This window comes from Enterocloster bolteae, assembly GCF_002234575.2.
Classification (GTDB): Bacteria; Bacillota; Clostridia; order Lachnospirales; family Lachnospiraceae; genus Enterocloster; species Enterocloster bolteae.
The window spans coordinates 5,715,497-5,737,265 of the sequence record NZ_CP022464.2 but is presented as its reverse complement, the minus strand read 5'-3'; the positions used below and the strand labels follow the sequence as shown (position 1 = coordinate 5,737,265).

Annotated in this window: 14 protein-coding genes; 13 read left to right on the top strand and 1 reads right to left on the bottom strand. The window is 33.5% G+C overall.

Going from position 1 to position 21,769, the window contains the following annotated elements:
• Window positions 1-75: 75 nt before the first annotated feature.
• The 9 genes from CGC65_RS26605 to CGC65_RS26565 all read left to right on the top strand — a co-directional run bounded on the left by CGC65_RS26605 (window position 76) and on the right by CGC65_RS26565 (window position 14,793).
• A complete protein-coding gene (locus tag CGC65_RS26605; protein WP_002566610.1) occupies window positions 76-1,809 on the top strand; it encodes an IS1634 family transposase in 1,734 nt (577 codons plus the stop codon).
• Window positions 1,810-2,084: 275 nt separating this feature from the next.
• On the top strand, window positions 2,085-2,810 hold the full coding sequence (locus CGC65_RS26600) for an IspD/TarI family cytidylyltransferase (protein WP_007036237.1): 726 nt from the start codon (window positions 2,085-2,087) through the stop codon (window positions 2,808-2,810).
• A 9-nt stretch (window positions 2,811-2,819) separates the two neighbouring features.
• Complete coding sequence (locus CGC65_RS26595; RefSeq protein ID WP_002566608.1) at window positions 2,820-3,842, top strand: NAD-dependent epimerase/dehydratase family protein; 1,023 nt, start codon at window positions 2,820-2,822, stop codon at window positions 3,840-3,842.
• A 2-nt stretch (window positions 3,843-3,844) separates the two neighbouring features.
• Window positions 3,845-5,923: an HAD-IA family hydrolase gene (locus CGC65_RS26590; RefSeq protein ID WP_002566607.1), complete on the top strand. Its 2,079-nt coding sequence runs from the start codon at window positions 3,845-3,847 to the stop codon at window positions 5,921-5,923.
• 23 nt (window positions 5,924-5,946) lie between these two features.
• A complete protein-coding gene (locus tag CGC65_RS26585) occupies window positions 5,947-7,146 on the top strand; it encodes a rhamnan synthesis F family protein (protein ID WP_002566606.1) in 1,200 nt (399 codons plus the stop codon).
• A gap of 10 nt (window positions 7,147-7,156) precedes the next feature.
• A complete protein-coding gene (locus CGC65_RS26580) occupies window positions 7,157-9,274 on the top strand; it encodes a hypothetical protein (RefSeq protein WP_007036234.1) in 2,118 nt (705 codons plus the stop codon).
• A gap of 18 nt (window positions 9,275-9,292) precedes the next feature.
• Entirely contained in the window at window positions 9,293-11,317 is a 2,025-nt protein-coding gene (locus CGC65_RS26575; protein ID WP_002566604.1) for a rhamnan synthesis F family protein, read from the top strand.
• 23 nt (window positions 11,318-11,340) lie between these two features.
• Entirely contained in the window at window positions 11,341-13,116 is a 1,776-nt protein-coding gene (locus CGC65_RS26570) for a hypothetical protein (protein WP_002566603.1), read from the top strand.
• 9 nt (window positions 13,117-13,125) lie between these two features.
• Window positions 13,126-14,793, top strand: a complete 1,668-nt coding sequence (locus CGC65_RS26565; RefSeq protein ID WP_007036233.1) for an rRNA adenine N-6-methyltransferase family protein — start codon at window positions 13,126-13,128, stop codon at window positions 14,791-14,793.
• Between the two features lie 101 nt (window positions 14,794-14,894).
• Here the strand turns inward: CGC65_RS26565 and CGC65_RS26560 are convergent, their stop codons facing one another.
• A complete protein-coding gene (locus tag CGC65_RS26560) occupies window positions 14,895-16,061 on the bottom strand; it encodes an IS110 family RNA-guided transposase (RefSeq protein WP_039896941.1) in 1,167 nt (388 codons plus the stop codon).
• Window positions 16,062-16,301: 240 nt separating this feature from the next.
• Between CGC65_RS26560 and CGC65_RS26555 the strand changes: the two genes are divergently transcribed.
• Genes CGC65_RS26555 through CGC65_RS26540 form a run of 4 tightly spaced genes read left to right on the top strand, consistent with a single transcriptional unit; the run spans window position 16,302 to window position 21,736 of the window.
• Window positions 16,302-17,561 carry a LicD family protein gene (locus CGC65_RS26555; RefSeq protein ID WP_235622186.1) on the top strand — a complete coding sequence of 420 codons (1,260 nt, stop codon included), beginning with the start codon at window positions 16,302-16,304 and terminating at the stop codon, window positions 17,559-17,561.
• Between the two features lie 4 nt (window positions 17,562-17,565).
• Entirely contained in the window at window positions 17,566-17,991 is a 426-nt protein-coding gene (locus tag CGC65_RS26550) for an FAD synthase family protein (RefSeq protein ID WP_002566600.1), read from the top strand.
• Between the two features lie 31 nt (window positions 17,992-18,022).
• Window positions 18,023-19,516, top strand: a complete 1,494-nt coding sequence (locus tag CGC65_RS26545) for a DUF6056 family protein (RefSeq protein ID WP_007036230.1) — start codon at window positions 18,023-18,025, stop codon at window positions 19,514-19,516.
• Between the two features lie 51 nt (window positions 19,517-19,567).
• Window positions 19,568-21,736, top strand: a complete 2,169-nt coding sequence (locus CGC65_RS26540; protein ID WP_002566598.1) for a hypothetical protein — start codon at window positions 19,568-19,570, stop codon at window positions 21,734-21,736.
• Window positions 21,737-21,769: the final 33 nt, after the last annotated feature.

Here is a 21,769-nt window from a genome sequence, read left to right as displayed (position 1 = left end):
TCAGAAAACTTTTAGTGCGTAATAGCGTAATATATGATATAATACGATTATACCATCTCTCTTAAGGAGTCTGCCATGCGATTAACTACAAATAAAACCAAAAATGGAATAAGCTACTACATCATCCGCTCTGTCCGCCGCGACGGCAAACGCTCCTCAGAAGTTGTGGAACGCCTTGGAACTGAACGGGAAATCATGGAAAAATATCATTGTACAGATGCCAATAAATGGGCTAAGGCGCATCTGGACGAGCTCAATCAGGCCGAAGCTGAAAAGCAGCAGAAAGTCCTTGTTCCGCTGCGGACGGATATTCTCATTCCTTTCGATAAGCAGAATTCCTATAACGTTGGTTACCTTTTCCTTCAGAAGATCTACTATGATCTTCGCCTGCCAAACATCTGTAGAAAGATTTCAAAAGAATATTCGTTTTCCTATGACCTTGATTCCATCCTTTCACGTCTTGTGTATGAGAGGATCCTCAATCCGTCTTCAAAACTCTCCTGCTATGAGCAGTCCTCCGATTTGCTCGAACCACCGGCTTTTGAACTGCATCAGATTTATCGTGCCCTGTCTGTCATTGCAGACGAATCCGATTCCATCCAGGCGGAACTGTATGAAGCAAGCCGGCGGCTGGTCAAACGGCAGACCGGAGTCCTGTACTATGACTGTACCAATTACTTTTTTGAAACGGAATGTCAGGAAGGCCTGAAACAATACGGTCCGAGCAAGGAACATCGCCCGAGCCCTATCGTCGAGATGGGACTTTTCATTGATCGAAGTGGGATCCCCCTTGCCTTTTGTATCCATCCAGGCAATACCAATGAACAGACTACTCTGATCCCATTGGAAGAACAGATCCTGAGAGATTTCTCACTTTCAAAATTTATCGTCTGTACGGATGCTGGACTGTCTTCTGAACGCAACCGGAAATTCAACAACTTTGGCGGCCGCTGTTTCATAACAACGCAGTCCATTAAAAAGCTCAAAAAAGATTTGCGCCAATGGTGTCTGGAGCCCACCGGATGGCATCTGAAAGACAGCCTGGATACCTATGATATCAGCAGGCTCGAAGACACCGCTAAAAACCGCAGCAAGCTGTTCTACAAGCAGCTGTATGTGGAAGGAAATGACGGGAAACGTGATATTGATTTCGATCAGACTCTGATCGTGACCTATTCCCTGAAATACAGGAACTATCAACAACAGATCCGAAATCAGCAGATTTCAAGAGCGATGAAAGCAATTGATACCGAGCCGAAAAGGATTGATAAGCATAGCCAGAATGATTACCGCAGATTCATAAAGAAAACATCGATCACCGCAGATGGTGAATGCGCTGCAAATAAGATTTACGAAATTGATCAGGACGCCGTACAGGAAGAAGCCCAGTATGACGGCTTCTATGCCGTCTATACGAATCTCGACGATGACCCTTCCGAAATCGCAGCAGTAAATCAAGGGCGGTGGGAAATCGAAGAATCTTTCCGGATCATGAAATCAGAATTCGAGGCCAGGCCGGTTTACCTAAAACGGGATGACAGGATCAAAGCTCACTTTACGACATGTTTTATCGCGCTTTTAATCTACCGGATTCTGGAACGCAAACTAGACAGCCAGTTCACTTGTGATGAGATTATTTCGACACTCAGAAAAATGAGGGTAACAAGCATAGGAAACGAAGGATATGTCCCATCTTACACACGTACAAAGCTTACGGATGCGTTGCATGAGTACGCCGGGTTCCGTACTGACTATGAATTGATAAAGAAACGTACCATAAAGGGTATCTGCAGACATTCAAAAGAATAAGAATCCATTACTCCCTTTTTTCAAAAAGAAAAGCCCTCAGAAACGGCATAAATACGACGTTTCTAAGGGTTTTCAACATTCTAAACTGTCAAACTTGGGATTAAGTATGAAGACCGGGGAGTATTAATATAATAGTTATGACGCTGTTTTACCGCTGATTTACCATTAAGATTCTTTTGACGAAGGAAAAGTAGTGTGATATGATATTTAAAGTGATTGTAATGTTTATACTTTAGGAAGGAGTATGTGGTTAGATTTACTAATCACAGAGAGATATGGTGTCAGCAATTATATTAGCAGGTGGAACTGGGACTAGGATGAATAATAAAACTAAACCCAAACAATTTTTGACATTACATGGTAAGTCAATTTTAATACATACAATAGAACATTTTGAGGAGCATCCAGAAGTAGAGCAGATTGTAGTTGTATGTGTAGGGGGATGGGAGAAATATTTACAAAGAGAATTATTGAATAATAGGATTGAGAAGGTACGGTGGATAGTACCAGGCGGAACTACTGTTCAGGAATCTATATATAATGCATTAAGTCTAATATATAATGAATCTAAAAATTTGCATGAGGAAATTGTTTTGGTACACGATGGAGTACGTCCATTGATTGATGATAAATTAATAAGTAAAGTGATTGAAGTAGTTAGGGCAAAGAGAACGGCAGTGGCGGTAAGTAAGGCTACAGAAACAATAGGCGTTGTTGATGAAACGGGAGAAATAATAGCGCTTCCGGATAGAACGTATTCCAGAATTGCAAAGGCTCCTCAAGGTTTTTATGTTGCTGATTTAATGAAGGCACATTTACAGGTCCAAGGAGAGGGCATTAATTGGATGATAGATTCTGCAACACTAATGAAACATTGTGGTTATAAGTTGAGTACTGTTGAATGCTCCCAATATAATATAAAAATAACTACCCCATCGGATTTTTATGTATACAGGGCGCTTTATGAGGCAGAAGAAAATACGCAAATTTTTGGTTTGTAGGTGATTTTTATGATGAATTATTTATATGAAGATTTTCAATGTTTAGCTAATTCGATACCACAAATAAAATCGATAAGAAAATCAACAGTTATGGTTACTGGAGCTACTGGCTTTATTGGTATGCTTTTAGTCGGCTTTTTTTGTTTTTTAAATCAGAAGTTAAATGCACAAATAAATATAGTGGTTTATGTACGAAATAAAGAGAAGGTGAAAACGCTATTTAATAATGCATCTATAGAGGTCGTAGTAGGAGATATTAGCGATAAAATTAATTATTCTGGTGATATGGATTATATTTTCCATTGTGCATCAAATACTGATTCTAAGTTTATGGTAGACAAACCTGTTGAATGTATCAAGAGTATAGTAAATGGAACACAGGCAGTTTGTGAATTTGCAGTTGCAAAGAAGGTTAAGAGTATGGTTTATTTGTCATCTATGGAGATTTATGGAAATATAGAGGGTTTGGTTGATAAAATCTCGGAAGAAAATATGGGGATAATTGATTTGTTAAATAAAAGAAGTTGTTATCCATTAGGAAAAAGGATGGCAGAGAATATCTGTTATTGTTTTTCGCAGGAATATCAATGTCCTATAAAAATTGCTCGTTTATCTCAGACTTTTGGAGCTGGTTATATACTAGATAATAGTTCAAAGGTATTTGCTTATATTGGAAGATGTATATTGAATCAGCGCAATATCATTCTGCATACGGACGGTTCGTCAATGGGAAACTATGTTTACTCAGCTGATGCTATTAGTGGTCTTATGTATATTTTGGTAGATGGGGACATTGGAGAGGCATATAATATTGCAAATGAAGAATTGACTATGACAATACGTGAGATGGTTGAATTTGTTATAAAAAATTTTAATAATAATATCAGTATAGTGTACGATATACCTAAGGAAAATGTATTTGGCTATGCTTCTAAAACTAATATTAAACTATCAAGCCAAAAATTACAAAAGATAGGTTGGTCCCCTCAATACAATATGAAAGATATGTATCAGAGAATGTTAGGAGTATAGTAATGGCAGAAAATCAAACAAAAATGTTTTGGAAGTATTTAAATGCAAGAATTGCTATATATGGTATTAGTGTACAAACAAAAATTTTTATTGAAGAGAATAGTGATTTAAATATTGTTGGTTTTTTGGATAGTTATAAAAAGGAGGGAATAATATATGGTAAACCCATTCTTGATCTTGATGAATTGTTAAAAAGAGATATAGATGTGATTATTATTATTGCGCGGGTTAATTCTACTGAGATGATTTTTAGGAAAATATCCGATTTTTGTCTAAAAAATCATATCCAGGTTTTAAATTCTAAAGGAAAAGAAATAAAACATGAGGATTACAAAGACCAATTCGAAGAGGTGAATAACATATCATTAGAAATAATGCTACGGGAGATAGATTCTCATGAAGTTGTTAGCTTTGATATTTTTGATACACTATTAATGAGAAAAGTATTATTCCCTAATGATGTATTTTATCTTATGCAAAAGAGAGAAGGATTAAATGACTCTTTTCCAGAAAATCGAATTAGTGTAGAGAAGAAGATGATGTCTGAAGGGATAATAGCACCTTCGATTTTTGAGATATATAAGAGGTTAATTGATGAGTATCCTGAGGCGGGGTATGATGAGCAAAAACTCATTAACTTGGAATATGAATTGGATAGGAATTTGATTTTATGTAGAAACGATATTACTTACGCATTTATTTATGCCAGAATGAAAAAAAAGCGAATTTTCCTTATTTCCGATATGTATTATTCTAAGGGACAGATTCAACAGATTCTTTTAGATAATGATATTGTAGGATATGAGGATATTTTTATATCATCGGAATATGGCATTAATAAAGAGGAGGGATTGTTTGTTAAACTTTTAGAGAAATTAGATAGTAAAAAGGTCTTACACGTAGGTGATTGCTATGAGGCTGATATTTTGGCAGCAGAGCAATGCCAGATTGATACATTTTGGATTAAAAGTGCAGTTTCAGTGATGAATTCTTCTAGATACAGACATCTCCTAAAGTATACAAATAGTTTAGAGCAACGGGTTATGCTGGGATTATTTGTGGCTAGGATTTTTAATAGCCCATTTGCATTATACCATACGTTAGGAAAAGGAATTATAGATAATTCAAGAGATATTACATACTTATTTGCTGCGCCAATAATAACAGAATATATATTATGGTTATGTAGTCAAGTCGATAATAAGAAATGTCAAGTCATTTTTCCGTCAAGAGACGGATTTATATTAAAGGTACTATATGAAAACCTAAAAAGTAATAAAAAACTTTTTAAAAAGTTACCAAATAGTGTGTATTTGGTCACATCTAGGGCGGTATGTATAGGTGCTTCTCTTTTTGATGAAGATGATATAAATTATGCTGCTGTATTTCCATATGAAGGGACACCGGAACACCTACTTATTGAAAGATTTTTTTTGGGGAAAGGTGAAATTGAACAATTTGATTGTGAAAAATATAAGGATTTGATAGAATATGTCCGTTCGCATAAAAAGAAAATTTTAAAGCGTTCTCAAGAAATACGATTAAATTATGAAAAGTATTTGTTTCAAGTGTTGGATAATAGAGAATTGATTTTTTCTGATTTTGTTTCTTCTGGAACATGCCAGATGGGCTTACAAAAAATCATAGGTAGAGAGATTAAAGGCTGCTACTTTGTAAAAAGTTCTGATGCATATCCAGATAAACAAAAATTAAAGGTTGCGTCATTGTATAATGAGGAAAGTAATGTTGCAAAAAAACAATATGTTTTTGAAAATATATTGACAGATCGGTCTCCTTCCTTTTTGTTTTTTGATGGAGACAAACCGATTTATGCAGCTGAAAAACGTACAATTGAAGAAATAGATTTTGTCTCATCATCTCAAGATGAAGTGTTAAAGTATTTTAATGAATATACTAGTTTGGTAAATTATCATTACAATTACGAGAAGTCGTTAATAGCGGATTATTTACTTGAAGTTATGGGGCGAAAATACACTATGATTGAAGATAGAGTATTTAAAAACTATATACTCCATGATGATTTTTGCAACCGGACTATGTCGATAGATGATTGCTTATAAAATTAAGAGAAGGAAGAGGGACAATGAATTCTGTATTCATGCTAAGCGAATCCAATGGAAAAAATCAACCAAGTAAAACTTCTTGTTGCATTATTGTGTACATGTTTTATGAGGATTTACTTAATCAATGCTATTTGTACATCGAGCAGATACCAAAGTATATAGATGTTTGTTTTGTAACATCAAATCCTAAAATAGCATTTAAAGTTAAGAAGTATATAAATAATACTAAGAAAATAAATTATAAAGTTTTAGTAAAAGAAAATAGGGGTAGAGATATGGCTGCTCTTCTTGTGACTTGTCACGACTTTATAATGGAATATGAGTATTTGTGCTTTGTTCACGATAAAAAAAGTTTACAGATGGGAAATGATAATGATGGTTGTAAATTTATGGAATTGATATGGAAAAATCTGATTGGTAGTACTGGGTTAATAGAAAATATCTTACGATATTTGGGGAATAATAGAGATGTAGGCTTAATGGTTCCACCTATTCCTTACTGGGGAAATTATATTGGAGTGTTTATTAACCCTTGGACATGTAATTATGATAATGTTATAAATTTAGGTAATCAGCTAAAATTAAAAAAAAATGTTTGTTATGAGAAGGAGTATGTAACTATTGGCGGAGCTTTTTGGTGTAGGACTAATGCGTTAAAACCACTTTTTGAGTATAAATGGAAATTAGAGGATTTTTGTCAAGAGCCTATGGCAGTTGATGGTACAATTAGTCATGCAATTGAGCGGATACTTGGTTTTGTAGCTTTAAATAATGGGTATGATGTACTGGAAATTATAAATTTAGATTACGCTAAACAGAGGCTCTGTGACTTACAGTTACGCTTTACAAATATAGTAAAAGATTTACAAAATGACTATTTAATAAATAATATTGATTTTTTGAATGAGGAAAAAAAGAAAACGAAGGAATTATTAACTTATTGTAAAAGCTATAAGAACATATACATTTACGGTGCTGGTACTTATGGTAAACAGTGTAATGACCTTTTAAAGAGATATGGTATTAAAATTAATGGATTTATTGTTAGTAATGACCAGAAAAGGAGTTCTTTATACGATGGTAGCCAGGTATGGGAATTTAGAGAAATTATAAATCAGTTAAATGATTCAGGAATAGTTATTGCTGTGAATAACCAGTATCAAAAACAAATATTAGAATTAATAAAGCAAAATTCAAGGACTGATGTTTTTTGTATCTAAGGGAGGATAAATGATGTCGGATATAATTTTTTTAAATACGTTCAAAGAAAATTTTGAAAAGCATAAAAACAAAAGAATAGTTATATATGGGTTAAGCTATGGAACAAAATTAATCGTGGAAAATTTTCCGGATTTTAATATCTGTGGATTAATGGACGGTTACCGAACCGACGGCAGTATCTATGAGAAGAAGATACTTTCATATCAAGAAGTTATAGCTCTCCAGATAGATATGATTATTATTGTTGCGCGTCCTAATATAACAGAACTAATTAGAAACAGGATTGCAGCTTTTTGTAAAAAAAATAGTATAGTTTTATTTTCAGCGGATGGTAAAAAATTAAATATTAAAATGAATAAGCTAGATAATGAATATTTTTCCATTAGTAGAGAATTATTACAAAATAAAATCGACACTTATGATATCATATCATTTGATGTTTTTGATACTTTATTAATGAGAAAGACCCTACAACCAAAGGATATATTTTCTTTAGTAGAAGTGAGGGCTATGAAGGAAAAAAATATTCAATGTGCTTTTGAAAAGAATCGTATACTAGCCGAACAAAATTTGTTAGCATCATTTATACCTAATTATCTTCAAATTTACAATGAGTTACAATTTATTACAGGCATAAGTGATGATGAGAAGGAATATTTGATGGATCTTGAATTACGAATTGAAAGCCAAATGTTAATACCACGTAAGGAAATGGTACGAGTTTTTGATTATGCTAAGTCTAGAAACAAGAAAATTTATTTAATCTCGGATATGTATCTAAGTAGTAATTGGATTGGAAATCAATTAAAAAAAGCTGGGATTATTGGATACGATGAATTGATGATTTCCAATGAATATTCAACAAGTAAGGGACAGAATTTATTTAATGTATTTATTCATAAAGTAAAAGACAAGAAAATTTTACATATTGGCGATTCAGAGGCTTTTGATATTATGGCAGCCCAACGTAATGGTATAGACAATTTCCGAATTTTAAGTGCATATGATATGCTACAAATATCTGTTTATAAAGAAGTGCTTTACGAAATCGTAGATTTGACAGGTAGATTACAGGTTGGATACTTTATTTCTAGAATCTTTAATTCGCCGTTTGCATTGTTTGAATCTGATGGAAAAGGGAGAGTAAAAACGGGGAGGGATATAGGATATATATATATGGCGCCCATTATTACAGATTTTTTATTATGGCTTGCAAATAAAATTAAAGATAAAAAGAGTGCAAGAGTTTTATTTTCAGCAAGAGATGGTTATTTAATTGATAAATTATATGGTATTCTAAGAAAAAAAGAATCTTTGATAAAATTACCTGAAGGATTATATTTTTTGACATCTCGAATTTTGTGTATTTCGGCATCACTATTTAATGAAGATGATATCTTATGGTCTATGAATAACACATTTTCTGGTTCTCCTGAAGAATTACTAAAAAAAAGGTATTTTCTTACAGAGGGGGAGATTGAATATTTTGACCCTAACAAATACTCATCCATATCACAGTATATTCTCGCTCATAAAAAGGCTATTTTATCTAAATCAGCTGAAATTAGAGAAAAGTATATGGAGTATATTTCAGGATTAGGATTGAATGGTGATGATGACCTTATATTTTTTGATTTTGTTTCTACAGGAACGTGCCAACTTTGTTTGAGTAGGTTGCTGAATGCTGATTTAAAGGGATACTACTTCTATCGTTTTAATACAATGGATATCGCAAAACAAAAGCTATTAATAGAAGCACCATATACATCGGAGGGCATTTTGGCGGCGAACTCGTTATTGTTGGAGTGCATATTAACATCCTTTGTTCCCACAGTAAAAGGATTCGATTCTTCAGGGAAACCAGTCTATTTAGAAGAAAGAAGGACTGAGGAAGAATTATGTTATATAAAGGAAGTTCAAGATGGAATAGTGGAGTATTTTGAGGATTTTATAAAATATCGAGATGTAGACGATTTGGATGCAAAAGATATCTCTTTAGGTGAAATTTTTTTAAAGTTTATAACCCCACAATACAGTACCATTATAAATAATATTTTTAGGACATATATAATAGATGATGAGTTTCATAATGAGAATTTACATGTTAGTAACATTTATCAGTATTAAGAAGGGTAAGTAGTTGGCATGAAACGGTTAGGTATATTTATAATAACGGAATTAAATGGTATAGTTGATGATTATATTATGTTTTTTTTGAGTGAGTTAAAGAAAGTTTTGGATGATTTAATCATTGCTTGCATATCATCAAGTGATTTTAAAGAAAGTATTTTGAGAGAATATACTAAGAGTATATGCTATTTAAGCGATAGTACAACATATGGTCAGGCTTATAGGGAGATCTTACTTAAATGTATAAAGAACGGAGTTCTATTAAACTACGATGAAGTAGTTTTGACAAGCGACATATTATTTGGCCCTTTTTTTCCATTAAAAGAGATGTTTATTTCTATGAGTAAAAGAGAGTGTTCATATTGGGGAATTACTAAAAGAGAGATGATGGTAGGGCCTGATAATAATATTGAGCAATCATATATAGATGACTATTTTTTTGTTTTACGTAGGGGTATCTATACCTTAGATCTATTCAGAAACTTTTGTGTAGAAGGGAAAAATGAGGGAAAAGGATTTGGAAAGCAATTTCAGGAGTACTTCACTAAATACACGGGAGAAGTTTATGTTAATACTGAAGAGTACCGCCAAGATAATCCTGCGGACAATATTGATTATAGTGAGTATTTGACATATGAACTTATTAGAAAGAAAAGACTTCCATTTTTGAAATGCAGATTATTTAAAAATTTAGATGGATTATCAATTAGTTTTAGAGAAAATTTACGGAGAAGCTTTCAATATATAAAAGAAGATACCAATTACGATATAGATTTGATTTGGCAACATATACTCAGAGTATACAATATTGCTGATATTAGGGAATGCCTACATTTGAATTATATTATTGATGATGATGTTCATGAAATTGATACTCTGAGAAATAAAAAGATAGCAGTTGTAGCACATCTCTTTTATCCGGATTTAATGGATGAAACTCTTAGGTATTTACAAAATATACAAGAAAATATTGATTTGTATATTACAGTTGCAAACATAGAAACAAAATATAAGGTATACAATTATTTTGAAAGTATAAGACGAAGTAATGTAAAAGTTTTATTATCTGGAAACCGAGGCCGCGATGCTGGCTCACTTTTAGTTGCCTGCAGAGAGTATTTAATGCAGTATGAATATTTGTGTTTTGTGCATGATAAGAAAACCACGAGGGGAGGAGGGCCTGTAACAGTAGGGAAGGCCTTTATGTACCATGCTTGGGAAAATACATTAAGAAGTGGAGGTTTTGTTTCAAGTATCATAAAGTTATTTGAGAAAAACGATAGATTAGGAATACTTACACCGCCAGTTCCTGCATTGGGGGGGTATTTAACTGAATTAGTGGGTAACGAGTGGACCTGTTGCTATCAAAAAACAAAGGAATTAGCCGAAATTCTTTCGCTCAAAGTACCTATGAGTCCGCAAAAGCAGCCATTTGCATTAGCAACAGCATTTTGGTGCAGACCGGCTGCTTTAAAACCATTATTTGAATACCCATGGCGTTATGAGGATTTTCCTGAAGAACCACTAGCATCAGATGGTACACTGAATCATGCTATTGAAAGAATTATTATATATGTAGCACAAAGTGAAGGATATTATACAGCAATGGTGGAGAGTGCATTTTATGCATCATTATATATTAATAATTTATATTCGGTAGTATCTAAATTTTTTGTTGCTAGACATGAAGGGAGAATTTTGCCCTCAGGTTCTTCAGTCGACAAAATTGAGTCTGATATGTTTAAACTATGTAGATTTTGTGCAAAAAGCAAAAATGTGATGATATATGGAGCAGGAGCGTATGGGAGAAATATAGCAAAGAAATTGGACGATTTGCAAATACGTTATGATTGCTTTGTTGTTACTAATAAAAAAGGGAACTTAGATTGGCTTATGGAACATGAGGTTAAAGCGCTGAACGAGATTGAAGAAAACGTAGATACTCATGGTATTATAGTTGCACTTAATAAAGAAAATCAAAAGCAAGTTAAGCCGTTACTTGAACAACTCGGTTTTGATTATTATTTGATTGACTTATAGCAAGGGGTTAATAAAGGAGCAGAATGAATATAAAATTGGACACTATCAATATAAAAAAACAAGAATTAATAAATATAATACAGGATTACGAAATTGTTAGTTTTGATGTATTTGATACGTTGATAATGAGAAAAACTATGTTTTCTGCAGACGTTTTTGATATTGTTTCCCAAAAAATGAAAAAGGATTATATTAACATTGAAGATTTTAGGAACCAAAGGATTAAAGCAGATAGTGACATTGCACAGACTAGCCCTAATATCTATGAAATATATAATCAGTTAAAGAAAAATACAGGGATAAGTGAAAGCGAAAAAAATCGAATCTTACAATGTGAAATCGAAACGGAGGCTTCGGTTTTAATAAGAAGAGAAGATGTGGTAGACATCTTCTCTTATGCAGTAAATTGTGGAAAATCAGTTTATTTGATTTCTGATATGTATCTACCTAAAACAATTATTGAGTATTTTTTGAGTAATCTTCATATACAAGGATATCAGGATATTTTGGTATCATGTGATTATAGGAGACCTAAGACAGGGGGACTATTTGGTATTTTCAAAGAGAGGGTGAAGAGTAAAAGAATTTTGCATATTGGTGACAATATAAATTCTGATATAAAATGTGCACAGTTGGCGGGTATAGATACATTTCGTATTGAAAGTGCAATTGATTTAATGAAGAAGTCATCATTTTATGATATCCAAAGATTTCCATCTAATTTAAATGAACGTTCTATGATTGGCATGTTTATAGCATATGCCTTTAACAGTCCATTTATTACACTAGATGATAAAAAGAGAATAGTAATAGGAAATGAGTATGATTGGGCATATCTATTTGTAGCGCCATTGGTAACTGGATTCATGTTGTGGTTGATTAAAATCTTACAGACAGAAAAGTATGAAGGCATTTTGTTCTCATCCAGGGATGGATATTTAATTAAGCAATTATATGATAATATACCGGTATGTTATTGTAGGGATATACTTCCAGAGGGGCTTTATTTTTATGTGTCTAGAGTAGCATGCTCCAAAGTAGCGATTATGAATGACAAAGATATAAAATGGATAGCAGGTCCAAAATGTCAGGGTTCTATGGAAAAGGTGGTAAGAGAGCGCTATGAAATTGAATATTTAAATACTCAAAATACGCTAACAAAAGATGAAGAACTTCTTGATTATGCAATGTTAAATAAAGAATGTATTTACAAAAAATCAAAAACAATTCGGGAGAATTTTTTGTCTTATATTAATAAGTTGGGTATAAAAGATGGAAAAAAATATGCCTTTTTTGATTTTGTTTCTTGTGGCAGTTGCCAATTCTTTCTTAATCAGGTAATGCCGGTGGAGTTAGAAGGCGTATATTGCTGTTTATATAATTCTTATGAGGAACAAAAAGCAAAGCTTCCTATACATTCATATTTTTATAATAATCATCCGCGTAATCCAGAGAGTAATTTATTTGAGAATTATTTGCAGTTAGAAGTTATAATGACATCATATGAACCTAGTATAGTTTCATATGATAGAGATGGTAGACCTGTTTTTGCAGATGAGGTAAGAGGACAGGATGAATTACTCTTTGTAAAAAAAGTACAAAAGGCGATTAAGGATTTTTGGAGTGACTTTATAAATAACTTATGGGATTATTATGGTGATGGCATACGTAATGTAGTAGTAGATGAACTTTTTAAGTATTCAAAAGAATGCTATACAAATATAAGAAGCAGCAATCTTAGGAGTATGAATCTATTGAATGATTTTGGACAGGAAGTTATCGAAATTAGGAGGAAGTAGGAAAACAAGATGGCAACCCTAAATATGGATTTTATAAAAACTCAAGAGACATCCATTTCTAGGCCTCAGTGTGATTATGATATATACGACTATATATCATTTAATCAGGACAACGATTTTAAACTTATCTTAGAGAAGGATAATCGTTGGGAGGTCTTTTACCATCTTTCGAAGATGAGAGAGTCATTGTTGAATTGGTACCCTTTTGGAAAAGATGCTCAGGTTCTGGAAGTTGGAGGAGAATTTGGTGCATTGACCGGTACATTATGCAAACGCTGCAAACGGGTGGTATCCATTGAGCGTTATAGTTTAAGAGCGGAAGGTATTTTTAAAAGATATAAAACATGTTCAAATCTAGAAGTAATTGCAGGGGAGTTTCTTGATATAAAGTTTATTGAGAAGTTTGATTTTGTAATAATTATTGGAAAATTAGAATATCAGAGTGGTAGTAAGTTTACAAGTGAAATATACGAGAATTATTTAAAAAAAGCAAAAAGCTTGCTAAAAGAAAATGGAAGATTATTGTTAGCGATAGAAAATAGGTTCGGTATTAAATATTTTTGTGGTTGTATTGATCCCTTTTCAGGGGTACCTTTCGCTGGTATTAATAACTATCCTTTAGCCGCCTCTGGAAGAAGTTTTACAAAGGATGAAATAAAAAATATTTTGGATAAAGTAGGATTTGGAACAATTAAATTTTATTATCCTATACCAGATTATAAATTGCCACAATTAATATTCACAGATGAGTATATGCCAAAAAGTAGTATTAAAGAGAGAGTTATACCTTATTATATAAACTCAAATTCTTTATTGGCATTTGAGAATGATTTATATGATGACTTAGTTGCTAACGGTATGTTTGCTACTATGTGTAATTCCTTTTTGATTGAGTGTTCGGTGAATGAAGTTCTGTCAAATATAATTTTTGCTGCATTATCCACAGATAGGGAAGATGCCAATGCCTTTATTACTACAATACATTCTGAAGGGCTGGTGAGAAAATATCCAGTTAACAAAGAGGGGGTAGCAGTATTAGAGCGTTCATATAAGAATATTCTAGAATTAAAAAACAGAGGTATAAATGTAGTCCTTCATAAGTGGAATGGAAGTTATATTGAGATGCCATATATTAGTTCAATAACTTTATCAGATTATATAGGAAAAGAGGCTGGGCTAGATAAAAATAAATTTATTAAAGTTTTGGATAAATTATATAATTGTATATTAAGGTCATCTGAGAAGTCTTCTCATTTGAATAGAGTTTTTCCACAGAATGATGACTTGGATTGGGGAATTATTTTAAAAAAGGCATTTATTGATATGGTACCAATGAACTGCTTTTATGATAATGATGAGCTCGTATTTTTTGATCAGGAATTTATGCGAGAGGATTTTCCAGCAAAATATATTATGTTTAGAGCGATAAAATATGCTTATTTATTTTTTCCTTATATTGAAGATGTGATTTCTAAAAAGGATTTAGCAGTTAAATATGGATTGCTGCAACTCTGGGAGTATTTTGATACAGAAGAGAATAGTTTTGTTTTTCACAATAGACAACAAAAATTGTATAAAAATTTTTTGAATTGGTCTACTATTAATAGAGAGAAAATTAATAGAAATGCAAAGGCGCTGATTGGGGAGACCAGCTATGAAAAGTCAAGTATAAATTAGGTGGAAATTTCAATTCCGTGTTTCGCAGAAAGAAGGGTAACTTTAACAAAGCTCCCTAAAAGCCCTTTTTCAAAATCTATCGATTATGGTATACAGACCTCTTATTCGAGGTTGAATGCTACTTCGTCAGTGAGCATCTTCCAGATGACTCTGACAAGTTTGCCAGCACAGTGCCCAAGGGCATTGTAATGAGTCCGGCCTTCCGCTCTCTTGGCATCATAATAAGCTTTGAAAGTAGCATTGTTTTTTACGACATTGTGAGCTGCATTCATGAGGGCATAGCGTAGCACTTTAGATCCTCTTTTGGACATCCTGGTTCTGTGAGCCTGGAAGTTTCCAGACTGATAAACGGTCGGATCCAGTCCAGCAAATGCAAGCAGTTTCTTTGGATTAGAGAATCGGTGTATATCACCAATCTCACCAAGAATCATTCCGCCATTCACGACACCAATTCCGGGAATGGTCATAATTACAGAGTGCAGGCAGGTGACAAGATTTGCCATTTCAAGCTCTGTAGAAAAAAGTTGGCTATCCAGTAACTCGATCTGTTCAATGGTATGAGTTATTTGAATAGATAGAGAACTGTCATTGACACCGACAGACTTCTGTGCGAGAACTCTTAATTCTCTGGCTTTATCCTTACCGAAATGGCCGTGGGAAGCAACTTCGAGGGTGTGAGCAAGATGGGTCAAATGCATAGAAGCAATAGCGTTGGGTGTCGGAGCCTCCTTAAGGACGGCATAGACAGAGTTTTGATGCAAGCCAGACTTAAAGAAGTATTGTAGTTCCGGGAATGCCTGGTCTACATAGGAAGTCAGCTGAATTTTTAAGCGTGTACGCTGCTTCACAAGTTTCTGGCGGAATCTACCGAGCTCTTTGAGCTCAATGTAATCCAGATCCTCTAAGGCCATAAACCGAAGGGAATCCTGCATCATAAGGGTTTTAGCAATCACAAACGTGTCGACTTTATCAGTCTTCGTTTTGCGTACATTATTTTTACGCATGAACGAAGTCTGGATAGGGTTGAGAACACACACTTTAAAGCCCTTGCTGATGAGAAAACGAACAAGGTTGTCACCGTAGTGTGCCGTTGATTCAAGACCTATGATGATACTGTTCTGGTCAAGTGGTGCCAGATGAGAAAGCAGTAGATAGAAGCCATCATAGTTATTAGAAAATTTGAACGGCTCGATGAGTATTTCGCCGTCGGAAGAAATCGCGGCGGCGAAATGGTTGAGTTTGGCAATATCAATGCCTACGTAAATCATGAGGTTGTACCTCCCTTTCATAAAGTCTGATACCGTGATATCCACCAGCAGTTATCATCGTAGACTTGATTGAAATAAGTACTCAGAGCAAACGCTCCGGCAACATCCAGCTAATAAACAATTCAGATAAAAGAGATGGCAATACACTCCTGTCGAGTAGTCGAGGCTACAAAAAAACATCAAAAGTCACAGTATCTGAATGTATTAAACCACGAAACAGAAAAAGAAAGGAAGTATGTTGTGTTTGCTTCTAACAACATCATACAAGTAATTATGGAGAGTTTTACTCAAAAGGAAACACGTGCAGGTTATAGCATATCGACAAAAATGAAAAGAGTATGGGAAACACAAATTGATTTGGTTAAGGTTTTAGAGAAGATATGTAAAAAATATAATCTGACTTTTTTTGCAATATATGGTACCTTATTGGGAGCAATAAGACACGAAGGTTACATTCCTTGGGATGATGATATTGATGTAGTTATGCCAAGGAAAGATTTTGAAAAATTTAAGAAGATGGCTGTAAATGAACTTGAATATCCATATGTGCTGGTGCCTATGAGAAATGAGGTGGATTTTTTTAGTGGTGGTTTATTAAGACTAAGAAATGATGATACTTTAGGGGCAGATATGTGGGATGCTAATTTTCGCCAGCACAATGGTATATGGATAGATATCTTGGCTTTGGACAGAGCCTTTAATAATGACTGGATTCAAAAGGAAAAAGTCAAGTATATATTATTTATTCAACAATCAATAATATTTAAATTACATGGACCAAAAACTAAGGTATGGATGAATATATCAAATTCCAGGTGGAAAAAGATAAATATTATATGTGAAATTTTTAGTCTAAGAATTCTTTATCTACTATTGAATTTGTTTTTTAGAATAGGAAGTATATGTAATAGTAAATATGTAGGTATTTATACACATTTTGGAGGATATCAGAATCAAAGGCTTTATAAAAAAGATTTTAATGAAATGGAAGAGAAAACGTTTGAATATATTAGTATTCCAGTTCCAAAGGGGTATAAGAGGGTTTTAGAGATGACTATGGGGCGTGATTATATGCAATACCCCGACGAAGAGAGTAGGAAACCTCATCATCAATCGATTTTTGATCCGGAGTGTTCTTATAGAATATGGCAAAATAGGTTTTATGGAGTTTTTCAGATTACCTCTGAAAAGGTGATTGTACTATTTGGTACTGGGCAAATGTTAGATGACTATATGCAAAAATATGGCGCCCAATACACACCTAAGTATTTAATTGATAATTCGGCAGAAAAGTGGGGAAAAGAAAAATATGGAATAATAATTAGTAGGCCAGAATGTCTTATGGACATTCCTAAAAAAAATCTGCATATTATTATATGTAATATATACTACAGACAAATAGGTAAACAGCTAGAGAAGATGGGGTTTTCTGAATATTATATTTATGTACAAAATAAAGCATGGATTATTGAAGATTTTATGAAAGACAATGAAGGGTGATATTATGAAAGTATATAAGACAGGATATATTGCAGGTGTATTTGATTTATTTCATATAGGGCATTTAAATTTAATCAGAAAGGCAAAGGAAAGAAGCGAATATCTTATAGTAGGGGTTTTATCTGATGAGTTGGTACTGCATTTTAAGAATAAAGCGCCATATATACCATTTCAAGAACGTTTGGAAATCGTAAAGGCTATAAAATATGTTGACAAAGCGGTACCAGTTACTTTTGATAATATAGATAAATTAGATGCTTGGAATTTATATAGGTATGACTGTTTGTTTTCTGGAGATGATTATGTGAATAACGAATCTTGGATTAGAGATAAAAAGAAGTTGAAACGGTTAGGGTCTGATATCCAGTATTTTCCATATACGAAAAGTACTAGTTCTACTCAGATTAAGGAAGCGATGAACAGAGGATAGCAATTACTAATGCTATTGTTGGAGATATATTATGAAAAATAAAAAAACACGATTTTATGCGACAATTTGTATAGGATTAGTATTTGTATTTAGTATAATTCCATTATTAGTACTGGCCCAATACAATCATGGATGGGCAGACGATTATTCGTATGGTTTTCGGGCCTATTCTGTGTGGAAACAGACACATTCAGTACGGCAGATAATATTGGCTGCAGTTGAGCAAGCTAAAAGTAGCTATTTTGACTGGCAGGGCACATATGCGGGCATATTTTTTATGGCAATTCAGCCAGGTATATTTGGTGATTCTTATTATATTTTAACCACATATCTTATGCTCTTTCTTCTTATAAGCAGTGTTCTGTTTTTCTTTAAGGTGGTTATAATTGACCTTCTAGATGGAGAGAGGTATGATTGGTACATAATCAGTATGATTGTTCTGTTTTTGATAATACAATGCGTTCCTGATCCTGTACAGGCATTTTACTGGTTTAATGGTTCGCTATACTATCTGGGTTTTTTTTCTTTATTATTATATATGGTAGGGATATGGGTTCAATTATCCTGTCAAGAAGGGATTATAAAAGCCAAAAGAGTAAGGCGTGTCATTCTGACGTGTGTTCTTAGTGCTTTAGTTGGTGGGGGAAACTATGTAGGTACCTTATTGGCAGTGGAAGTAAGTGTAATGATTTTAATAATCATATTTTATAAGCATCTAAAAAGTGGAAGAATATTAGTTCTGCCATTTTTGGTGTTAATAATTGGTTTTGGCATAAGCATGATAGCACCTGGAAATGCTATTCGGTCGGCATCCTTTGCTGGACAACAAAAAGGAGTTATTCAATCTATATATTTTTCGTTTAGATACGGAATTCAATTCATAAATGAATGGACAAATCTGTATTTGATATTTGCGTTGCTGTTTCTAATTCCTTTTTTGTGGGATGTGGTAATGAAAAATAATGGGATTGAAAGGTACTGCCGCTTTCCGCTTGTATTTCTATCAGCTTCATTTTGTCTTTTTGCATCCAGCTTTACACCTACATTATATGCAACTGGTGGATTGGGACAAAATATGGAAGCGGCAGGCAGAGTACAGAATATCAGGTATATTTTATTTATATTATTAGTAGTTATGAATATTCTTTATTTAATGGGATGGATAAAAGGCAGATTGGTAAAAGGCCGTTTAAATATTCTTACTCCTAAAGATATTACAATATACTATATATTTCTTGTCATAGGAACTATAGGTCTTGTTTTATGTCCTAAGAATTTTAATGAATTAACTTCTGTTTCTGCAATATATTCTTATTATTCAGGCGAACTAGAAGATTATATTGAGGAGACAGATAACAGGAGAGAATTATTAGAAGGGGACGAAAGTATAGTTGTATTGAAACCTTATAAAGCACGTCCGCGTTTGTTGTATTATTATAATGATATACAGAGCGATGAACATGATTGGAAAAATGAGATAATAGCAAAGTGGTATGAAAAAGAAATTGTATATTTGGAAGAATAGGATTAATGTTTAATGCTAATAAAATGATATCAGATGGTGGAGTGCCCATTTATGAAAGTAAAAAAACAAACATCCTTTGATTTAATATTCGGCCTGTTTCTTATTTTATATCTATGGTTTATTTTGGATACGGGTTATTGGTCAGATGATAGAAAATATGAATTTATAAATGGTATTTTAGCAAGTAATCAATGGAGTATAATTCAATTTATATGGGAACGGATAAGTGTTCATGTAGAAATGCATGGTCGGTTTTTTCCTTTTACTTCTGTATTTGCTGAAGGTATTCCATTTCTGTTTGGTTTAAAATTATATAAAATATATCTCATGTCAGTAACTATAGGTTGTACTTATCTTTTTAAGGCATTTATTCGGTTATTAACCCAATCTGTAATTTTAGCAGATTTAGCTGCTATTCTAGCAGTGGTTTTGTTTAGTGTACAAAAGGACATGCCTCATGCAGTATTCCTTTGTATGGGAGGAAATGCAACTATAAGCCTCATGCTTGTATTGGCGAGTCTTAATTTCTGTGTACTCAGCATTAGGAAAAAGATTTTATGGGAAGGAATTGCAGAGGTATTGTCGGTTATTTTTTATTTTTTAGCAATGATGACATATGAAGCTACGTATCCATTTATTCTGCTTATTATTCTGCTTGTTTTTTATGAAGAGTCTTCTCGAGAAAGAAAATTAAGGAAGGTGTCCCCGTATTTGATTGTATGGATTATGACTCTGGGACTCTACTGTGTTTTGAAGATGTTCGCAAAAGAGAGTTATGATGGTGTAAGCGTAGGCCTTTCTGTGAAAAATATAATGAGAGGATTTGCGGTGTCTGTATCAGCGCCCCTTCCTTTCGTAAATGGGTTCTTTAGGGGACATGCAGCGAATTCTTTTAAGGACTTTTTTAATCAAATAAATTTGTTGGATGTATTGCTGATTGTAGTATTCATATATTTATTAAATTCGATTATAAATAAAAGGAATACATCAGCTGTCAGTAATAATAAATCATATTTCCTTATGATTATAGGGATTATGTTTGTGGTATTCCCTGCTATTCTCATGGCAGTATCTGAAAAGTATCAGGTTCTGCCATTTGGAGTAGGATATCAGGTTATCATTTATCAATATTATGGATGGGGATGTATAGGATCGGCTATTATATTGAAGGCTTGGAGATATTTTTTAACGAAATTTAAGCATGCAGAAAAGAAGTTAATTGTTTTTGATGGCATAATTATGTTGATAACAGTATATCTGATAGCCGTCAATCAGCAGAATACAAGATGGACGATTAAAGAGATGGAGTTAAAGGAGGCTTCTGTGTCAGCAACATTTGACCAAACATTAAGAAATGCCTTCAGTAATGGAATGATAGAGTCTATACCATTGGATGCCGAAAACAATCTTATTATAAGTTCCAGACAATATTATGGAATGTTTGCAAAAGGAGCTATGTTAAAAGAACTGACCGGTCAGGATTTTCAAGTGAAATGGTATGATGAGTTGGATGAAATTTTCTTGGAGAAACAGCCATGTTACGCATTAAATAGTGGAAGTGGTTGGGTGTTGGTAGGTGCTATTACTGAGTGGGATAGCCCCACTTCTTCGGCGATGGCAGGACAAATATGGTTATACTGTGATGACGAATTTGATCGGTTGTTAGTACTTTCTCGAGATAAACTAAGTTTTTTGAATTTAAAGGATGCGGATGAAGTTACACATTGTGCGGTAGGTAATATTTATTCAATTAATAAGTATTACGATATCAATCAGCTAGTCCCAATTAAGCATTGCAAATATAAGTTAGGAACGAGGTTTCCGGTGTCTGTAAGTAGACAGGATATTGGCGCATATCTCTATGGAGGAATTTCAGACCGTGAAGGGGGATTTACGTGGACATCGGATAAGACAATGGGGATGTATTTTGACTTGGAGGATGCAGATTACGAAAAGATAGGAGTAGAAATCAATGTAAAGATGATTTATGGGGAAAGGCAACCAGTCAATATTCATGTAAATGGTGTTTGCGTATATTCTGAAGTGTTAAGTGGAAAGTCTAAAATTGAGTTTGAATGTATCATGCCTCAGAACGGCATTTTGGATATGCACTTTGAATTTCCAGAAGCAAGATCACCCAAGGAGACAGAGGAATCTGACGATGCTAGGAAACTTAGTATTGCAATGGATGATATGATATTGGTAGGTTTGAGCAATTGATCATATGGTTAATGGAAAACAGAAATGAATAGT

Coding starts and splice junctions, on each gene's coding strand:
- CGC65_RS26595 (WP_002566608.1), top strand. CDS start 2,820: ATGATGAATTATTTATATGAAGATTTTCAATGTTTAGCTAATTCGATA.
- CGC65_RS26585 (WP_002566606.1), top strand. CDS start 5,947: ATGAATTCTGTATTCATGCTAAGCGAATCCAATGGAAAAAATCAACCA.
- CGC65_RS26590 (WP_002566607.1), top strand. CDS start 3,845: ATGGCAGAAAATCAAACAAAAATGTTTTGGAAGTATTTAAATGCAAGA.
- CGC65_RS26600 (WP_007036237.1), top strand. CDS start 2,085: ATGGTGTCAGCAATTATATTAGCAGGTGGAACTGGGACTAGGATGAAT.
- CGC65_RS26570 (WP_002566603.1), top strand. CDS start 11,341: ATGAATATAAAATTGGACACTATCAATATAAAAAAACAAGAATTAATA.
- CGC65_RS26605 (WP_002566610.1), top strand. CDS start 76: ATGCGATTAACTACAAATAAAACCAAAAATGGAATAAGCTACTACATC.
- CGC65_RS26580 (WP_007036234.1), top strand. CDS start 7,157: ATGATGTCGGATATAATTTTTTTAAATACGTTCAAAGAAAATTTTGAA.
- CGC65_RS26565 (WP_007036233.1), top strand. CDS start 13,126: ATGGCAACCCTAAATATGGATTTTATAAAAACTCAAGAGACATCCATT.
- CGC65_RS26575 (WP_002566604.1), top strand. CDS start 9,293: ATGAAACGGTTAGGTATATTTATAATAACGGAATTAAATGGTATAGTT.
- CGC65_RS26540 (WP_002566598.1), top strand. CDS start 19,568: ATGAAAGTAAAAAAACAAACATCCTTTGATTTAATATTCGGCCTGTTT.
- CGC65_RS26545 (WP_007036230.1), top strand. CDS start 18,023: ATGAAAAATAAAAAAACACGATTTTATGCGACAATTTGTATAGGATTA.
- CGC65_RS26560 (WP_039896941.1), bottom strand. CDS start 16,061: ATGATTTACGTAGGCATTGATATTGCCAAACTCAACCATTTCGCCGCC.
- CGC65_RS26550 (WP_002566600.1), top strand. CDS start 17,566: ATGAAAGTATATAAGACAGGATATATTGCAGGTGTATTTGATTTATTT.